The organism is Arthrobacter agilis (genome assembly GCF_002953615.1).
Lineage (GTDB): Bacteria > Actinomycetota > Actinomycetes > Actinomycetales > Micrococcaceae > Arthrobacter_D > Arthrobacter_D agilis_B.
The window spans coordinates 2984451-2991504 of sequence record NZ_CP024915.1 but is presented as its reverse complement, the minus strand read 5'-3'; the positions used below and the strand labels follow the sequence as shown (position 1 = coordinate 2991504).

Genomic DNA, 7054 nt, shown 5'->3' with positions numbered 1-7054 from the left:
GGCAGACGATGCGGCGCCCGCCACGAGGGCGACGGCGATGCCCGCCACCAGCGCGGCGAAGACGAGGATCGCCGAGAGGAACCGGCCCGCGGCCGTGACCGGGAAGCCGTTGATCGCGTCCTGCGTCGCGGAGACGAGCCTGCCCGTGGGCAGCAGCAGCAGGATTCCGCCCACCACCACGAGCGCCGGGGCGATCGGCACCTCGAGCCACCAGAACAGCATCGCGATCAGGGTCACCAGCGCGGCGGAGGTGGCCACGGCGAAGAACTCCGGGACGCGCCATTCGCCGAGCTTGCGGCTGACCAGGTCCACGAGGATGCAGCTGATGAAGCCGATCAGCGATCCGAGCAGGGTCCCGCCGACGAAGGCCACGATGGCCGCCGAGAAGATACCGAAGGCCGCCGTCACCATCCAGCGTGGGAACGGCTTGGGCCGGTGCGTGATCTCGTCGAGTCGGTGGGCGGCCTCCGTCCGGGAGACGCCACCGTCGGCGATGTCGGACACGAGACGGTGGATGGCCGTGAGGCCCGCGTAGTTGTTCGTCCAGGAGCGGACCACCCGCAGGACCGTCGTCGGCGTCTGGTCCCGCGCCGAGTAGTTGATGACCACCGACTGGTTGGTGATGTCCACCTCGATGGAGTCGAGGCCGAAAGCCGCGGTGACCGCGATGATGCTCGTCTCGACCTCCAGGGCACCCGCCCCGTAGCGGAACATGGTCTCGGCCAGGTTGAGCGCGAAGTCGAGGGCCTTGCGGGCACTGGCGTCGGGGCCGCCCGCCTGGATCATCGGATTCGCGTAGGGACTGCCGGCCAGGCGCTCGACGATGCTCATCGCCTGCGTGGGCGGGGCCTCGCCCTGCACCAGACGTCGGAGCATGCTCCGGGCGGCGGCATTGGACCGGACGGACGGCGGGACGCTCTGCGGTGTCGTGGGGAGCGCGTCCGCGGGCCTCGTGACCTGCTGCCGCTGGCGGCCCTGGCGTTGGGGCCTCGGTTCCGCGGGGCGCCTGGACGGCGTGGGGCCGCCCCTCGGCGGCTTCCTGCCACTGCCCCTGCCGGCGGCGAGCTTGTTCTTCTCGTCGTCGCTCGGGTCGAAGGGCCGCCGGATGACGGGGAGAGCCTCGGCGACCGGCGACGGGTTGGTGGCGGGCGATGACCCCTCGCGGGGGTCGTCGCGCGAGCCGTCAGTCATGGGGGGAACCTCGCAATCGTCCCTCGGGACGGTCGGTGGCCTGGGAAGGCCTAGTAGAAGGGCTGCCGGTGACGGCGCCAATGGATCTGCCGTGCCACGCGCTCGCCCACCGCATGCCACACACGATACGTGCGGGGGCGGACGACGGCGTCGTAGCATCCTGCGAAGTCCGTCACAGTCTTCGTGAAGCTCGTCTTGAACATCCCGAGGCCGTACTGCGGATGGTCCTTGTCCTTCAGCCGATCGGCCGGCGGAGTGCCGCAGAAATCGTATTCGCGGGCTCCGAGCCGCTTCATGTCGAGGATCGCCTCCCACTGGACGAGGTGCGAATCGCCGTACTGGTTGCGCTTGGGCAGCGAGCCGCCGTCCTTGTACGTGGCCTTCCGGCCGTAGAGGATCACGAAGGCGCCCACCGACGGCTTGCCGTCCTCGTACACGAAGTAGAAGCGGCCCATCCCGGCGTCCACGAACTCCTGCCAGAACCCCCGGTAGTACTCGTAGGGGCGTGGAACGGCGGACAGCCGGCCCTGCTGTGCCTGTCCCATGAGGGCGTACATGGTCCGGTAGGTGTCCTCGCCGGCCTCGACGGGCTGGGCACGGACGCCGTCGCGGATGGCACGGCGGACGGCGTTGCGGCCCCGGGAGGAGAGGTTCCTCAGGAGCTGGTTCTCGTCCGGTGTGAGGTCGAGGATCGCCGTGCTGTCGTTGGCCTGGATGTTGAAGGTCTTCACGAGCCCCGCTCCGGCGAAGAGGGCGCGCAATTCCTCGGTGTCGGGGAAGTCGGGCTCGATCTTCACGGCGAAGACCCGCCCCGGCCGGCGCCTCGCGTGGGCGACGACGGCGTCGACGAACGGGGGGACATCCTCCGGACGGGCCGTGTCGGGGCCCTTGATGAGGTACCACAGCGCGCCGAGCACGGGGATGCTGCGCTGGTAGGCGATCACGTAGCTCGTGTAGTCCTGCGATTCGACGGCGAGGTGGATAGGCTGCCAGCCCTGGCGCACCTTCACACGGCTGAAGGGACCGGACTGGAGCACGTTACCGCCGAGCGGGTTGGCCGGGACGAGCTCGTCCCAGCGCGCCACCTCGTCGGCGGTGGCTGCGCGTGCCGTGAAGGGCGCCATCCTCAGTACCAGCTTTCGTGGTGTCGCATCCGGTGGACCTTCAGGGCGGCCCGCTCCCCGATCCTCAGCCAGGCCCTGTGCTGCAGTGGCTTCACGGGCAGGTCGAACGTCCCCACGAAGTCCGTGATCGCCGGGTTGAACCCCGTCTTGAACATGCCGATGCCGTAGTGCTCGTGGTCCTTGTTCTTCGCCTCGCTGGACGGCGGTGCTCCACAGAGGTCGTACTCCGTGACACCCCGGGCCTTGAGCCATTCGATGGCGGCCACCTCGAGGAGGGCGCTGGCACCGCGGACCGTGCGCTTGCGGGTGCTCGCGGCGTCCTTGCGGCTGGCCTTGGCGCCGAGGACCATGATGAAGTCGGCCGACACCACCTCGCCGTCGACGAACGCGAACAGGAAGGCTCCTGCCTGCGCGCGTGCGTGGCGCTGCCAGAAACCGGTGTAGTACTCCTCGCTGCGGATGGAGAAACTGCCCTCGGCCGTCTCGGCGAGGAGCCGGTAGAAGATTGTGCAGTTCTCGTCGTCGACCTCCACCACGCGGGTCTCGACGCCGGCCTTGCGGGCCGCGCGGATGTTGTAGCGGGTCTTCGAACCGAACGACGCCTCGATGGCCTCCAGGTCCCCCGAGATGTCGAGGACCACCGTCGACACGTTGGGCTGGACATCGGCGACCCGGACCAGCCCCGCGGCCTCGAGCGCCCCTGCCACGGCGGGGTCGGAGGGGAGCTCGGGGTCGACCTTGACACCGAAGACCCCCTTGCCGGCGGCGAAGGTCCTCAGCCCCGGGAGCAGTGCGACGAGCGCGGCAGCATCCCCGGTCCCGGGTCCCTTCGGTACGTACCAGTAGCGGCCGAGGGGAAGGACGGTCTTCTGCAGCACGGTGAGCGCGACGCCGTCGGCCACCAGGTACACCGGTGCCCATCCGGTCGCTCGCTTCTGCTCGGCGAATTCCCGCCCCTGCATCACGTTCCCGCCGTCCGGATTCTCGCTGATGATGCTGTTCCACCGGGCGATCTCGTCGGGCGTTGCGAAGCGAATGGTCATGATGATCGAGTCTACGGCAGGGCCGGAATCCCCTCCAAAGCAGCAGCGCCAGCCCCTTGATCGTTGCCTGGGTGACCTATCGCTGGAGCGCCCGGCCCGGCTAGCATCGCGATATGGACTTCAGATACCTCGGAAACAGCGGCTTCAAGATCTCGGAAATCACCTACGGCAACTGGCTCACGCACGGCTCGCAGATCGAGAACGACGTCGCGACGCAGTGCGTGCGGGCAGCACTCGACATCGGCATCACCACCTTCGACACGGCGGACGTGTACGCGAACACGGCGGCCGAGACCGTCCTCGGCGAAGCTCTGAAGGGTGAGCGGCGCCAGTCGCTCGAGATCTTCACGAAGGTCTGGGGGCCCACGGGCCCCAAGGGGCACAACGACGTCGGACTGTCGCGCAAGCACATCATGGAGTCGATCGACGGCTCGCTCCAGCGCCTGCAGACCGACTACGTGGACCTCTACCAGGCACATCGCTACGACCACGAGACGCCCCTCGAGGAGACGATGCAGGCGTTCGCCGACATCGTCCGGCAGGGCAAGGCCCTCTACATCGGCGTCAGCGAGTGGACGGCCCAGCAGATCCGCGACGGTTCCGCCCTCGCGAAGGAGCTCGGCTTCCAGCTGATCTCCAACCAGCCGCAGTACTCCATGCTCTGGCGGGTCATCGAGGGCGAGGTCGTCCCCACGTCGGAGGAACTGGGGCTCTCGCAGATCGTCTGGTCCCCCGTGGCCCAGGGCGTACTGACGGGCAAGTACAAGCCCGGCCAGCAGCCCGGGCAGGGCACCCGCGCCTCGGACGACAAGGGCGGCGCCGACATGATCAAGCGCTGGATGAGCGACGACGTCCTGACCGGCGTGCAGAAGCTCGCACCCATCGCCGACGGCGTGGGCCTCACGATGGCGCAGCTCGCGATCGCGTGGGTGCTGCAGAATCCGAACGTGGCCTCGGCGATCATCGGGGCGTCCCGCCCGGAGCAGGTGGAATCGAACGCCGTCGCCGCCGGGGTGAAGCTCGAGGACGACGTCCTGAAAGCGATCGACGACGCGATCGGCGGCCTCGCGGAGACCGACGTCGCCAAGACCGTCTCCCCCGAGACCCGGCCGGTCTGATGGCGGAGACGACGACGTCGCTGAACGTCGCGGTCACCGGCTCGAGCGGCAAGCTCGGCCGGAGCGTGGTGCGGGGCCTCCGCGACGCGGGCCACAGCGTCCTGGAACTGGACCAGCACGGCGAGCGCGGCCCCGGGTTCCTGCGGATCGACCTGCGGGACTACGGGCAGGTGGTCGACGCGCTCCTCGGGGTGGAGGACCGGCACTCCGGATTCGACGCCGTCGTGCACCTCGGGGCCATCCCGGCGCCGGGGCTTCAGGCGGACGCCGAGACGTTCCACAACAACATGACCGCCACGTACAACGTCTTCCAGGCGTGCCGACGGGCCGGCATCAAGCGGATCGTCTACGCGTCCAGTGAGACCGTGCTCGGGCTGCCCTTCGACACGCCTCCCCCGTATCTCCCCGTGGACGAGGAGTATCCGGCGCGGCCGGAGAGCACCTATTCGCTGGTCAAGCACCTCGAGGAGCAACTGGCCACGGAGCTGGCCCGCTGGGACCCGCACCTGAGCATCACGGCCCTCCGGTTCTCGAACGTGATGGACCCGGAGGACTATGCCGAATTCCCGTCCTTCGACGCGGACCCCACGGCCCGCAAGTGGAACCTGTGGGGGTACATCGACGGCCGCGACGGCGCCCAGGCGGTGCTGAGGGCGCTGGAGCACGCGGCGCCGGGCTTCGACCGCTTCATCATCGCTGCCGCGGACACCGTCATGGACAGGACGAGCGCCGATCTGGCGGCGGAGGTGTTCCCCGGCGTCGAGGTGCTGCGGGAGGTCGGCGGTCACGGGACGCTGCTGTCGATCGACAAGGCCCGCCGCGTTCTGGGCTTCGAACCCCGGCACAGCTGGCGCGACGGAGTCTAGCGGGACACCGCATCGGGTCCGGGCGGCGGAGCCGACTGTCGCCCGGACCGGATCATCAGTAGGCTGATGATCGAAGGATGCGCAGCACCGACGAAAGGCAGAGAAGATGACCGAGAACCTTCCCGATGAGGAACTGACCATCGTGGGCGAGGAGCCCGAGACGCCGAACGATTCGCTCGCTCCCGAGGCCTTCGACCCGGTCCTCGAGGGACAGCCGGACGACTACGAGGGTGCGGCGGAGAACAACCCCGACCGCTGGCAGGAGGACCCCCTCCTGCAGGACGAGCCCGGCACGACCGAGAGCGGCGACGACGAGAACGGCGTCTCCGCGATCGGTGAGGAGGGCTACCTCAGCGACCAGACGCTCCGCGAGGAGACGTCCGAGGCCCGGTACGAGCACGGTGAGGAGCAGTATCCGCCCGAGGAGCCCATGCTCGGCGAGGCAGCGGCGGACGTCGACTTCGGCATGATGGAGGACGACGACGTCGACGCGAGCGACGACCCCGCGAACCGGGGCGGCTCGCCCCTGAGCGCCATGGACGAGCAGGACGTCAAGTAGCGCCTCCTGATGGGCCCCGGGCTGCCACCCGGGGCTTCGTCATGTCCGGGTCCGGCCGCCCTTCCCGTCGTACGCCTGGTGCAGGGCGCCCGGAGCGGCCGGTGTGCCGTCGACCGCGCAGTGTGAGGGGTGGTCGGCCTCCGGCATGGCCGGATTCCTGATGGTGGCCGCTGCCAGGACGCCACCGAGCACGAGCACCACGGCACCGATCGCGCATGCTGTGCCGAACCCGGCGGAGAAGGCCTCGGGATCGTTGTAGGCGTCCCCGGTCAGGCCCGCAGCGGACGGCAGGACGGCGATCGCGAGGAGCCCCGCAGCGCGGGCCACCGCATTGTTGACACCGGAGGCCAGCCCCGCCTGGCGTTCCGGGACGGCGGACAGGGCCGTCGACGTCAGGGGCGCGACAAGCAGCGACAGCCCGAGACCGAGCACGATCACCGGTGGCAGCACGTCGGCGACGTAGGACGCCTGCGGGCCGATCCGCAGCATGAGGAGGAGCGATCCGGCGCAGATGAGCGGCCCGAGCGCCATCGGGATCCTCGGACCGATCCGCGCCCCCAAGGCTCCCGCGCGCGGGGACAGCACGAGCATGAGCGCCGTGATGGGGAGCATCGCCATACCGGATGCGAGGGGACTGAAACCCGCCACGACCTGGAGATGGACGACGAGCAGGAAGAAGACGCCGCCGAACACCGCATAGATCAGGAACGTCACGGCGTTGGCGGCGCTGAACTGCCGGTTCCCGAAGATGGCCGGCGGAAGCATCGGACGACTGATGCGTGCTTCGACCAGGAGGAAGGCCCCGGCCGCGGCCAGCCCGACGACGCCTGCCCCGAGGACGGCGGGCGCGCCCATGCCCTGCGCGGGCGCCTCGATCAGCGCATAGGTGGTCCCGGCGAGCGCGGTCGCTCCGAGGACCGCGCCCGCGACGTCGAGCCGCCCTTCGACGTCGGTGTCGTGCGACTCCGGGACGTGCTTCAGGGTGATCCAGGCGACGACGACGGCGACCGGGACATTGATGAGGAAGACCCACCGCCACGAGACCGCCTCCACCAGCCAGCCCCCGAGGAAGGGCCCGATGGCGGTGGCGACACCGCCCAGCCCGGACCAGGCGCCGATGGCCCTCGCGCGGTCCTCCCCCGAGAACGTCGCC

The 7054-nt window shown here is 69.6% G+C and carries 7 protein-coding genes; 3 read left to right on the top strand and 4 right to left on the bottom strand.

The features are described from left to right. From CVO76_RS14595 to CVO76_RS14585, 3 genes are all read right to left on the bottom strand, one after another. Nucleotides 1-1191: threonine/serine ThrE exporter family protein (locus tag CVO76_RS14595; protein ID WP_208739907.1), on the bottom strand; the 1191-nt coding region annotated here is incomplete at its 3' end. A gap of 50 nt (nt 1192-1241) precedes the next feature. After that, entirely contained in the window at nt 1242-2315 is a 1074-nt protein-coding gene (locus tag CVO76_RS14590) for a lipid II:glycine glycyltransferase FemX (protein WP_208739906.1), read from the bottom strand. Nucleotides 2316-2317: 2 nt separating this feature from the next. After that, complete coding sequence (locus CVO76_RS14585) at nt 2318-3358, bottom strand: lipid II:glycine glycyltransferase FemX (RefSeq protein WP_208739905.1); 1041 nt, start codon at nt 3356-3358, stop codon at nt 2318-2320. A gap of 113 nt (nt 3359-3471) precedes the next feature. On the opposite strand from CVO76_RS14585, the gene CVO76_RS14580 reads away from it, so the two are divergent. The 3 genes from CVO76_RS14580 (at nt 3472) to CVO76_RS14570 (ending at nt 5901) form a co-directional block, all read left to right on the top strand. Further along, on the top strand, nt 3472-4476 hold the full coding sequence (locus CVO76_RS14580; protein ID WP_208739904.1) for an aldo/keto reductase family protein: 1005 nt from the start codon (nt 3472-3474) through the stop codon (nt 4474-4476). 20 nt (nt 4477-4496) lie between these two features. After that, nucleotides 4497-5342, top strand: a complete 846-nt coding sequence (locus CVO76_RS14575) for an NAD-dependent epimerase/dehydratase family protein (RefSeq protein ID WP_208741843.1) — start codon at nt 4497-4499, stop codon at nt 5340-5342. A gap of 106 nt (nt 5343-5448) precedes the next feature. Next, nucleotides 5449-5901: a hypothetical protein gene (locus CVO76_RS14570; protein WP_208739903.1), complete on the top strand. Its 453-nt coding sequence runs from the start codon at nt 5449-5451 to the stop codon at nt 5899-5901. Between the two features lie 39 nt (nt 5902-5940). Here the strand turns inward: CVO76_RS14570 and CVO76_RS14565 are convergent. Further along, on the bottom strand, nt 5941-7054 hold a 1114-nt coding region (locus CVO76_RS14565), incomplete at its 5' end, for an MFS transporter (protein ID WP_208739902.1).

Excerpts from the sequence above, each read along its gene's own strand:
- CVO76_RS14585 (WP_208739905.1), bottom strand. The coding sequence starts at position 3,358 with ATGACCATTCGCTTCGCAACGCCCGACGAGATCGCCCGGTGGAACAGC.
- CVO76_RS14580 (WP_208739904.1), top strand. The coding sequence starts at position 3,472 with ATGGACTTCAGATACCTCGGAAACAGCGGCTTCAAGATCTCGGAAATC.
- CVO76_RS14590 (WP_208739906.1), bottom strand. The coding sequence starts at position 2,315 with ATGGCGCCCTTCACGGCACGCGCAGCCACCGCCGACGAGGTGGCGCGC.
- CVO76_RS14570 (WP_208739903.1), top strand. The coding sequence starts at position 5,449 with ATGACCGAGAACCTTCCCGATGAGGAACTGACCATCGTGGGCGAGGAG.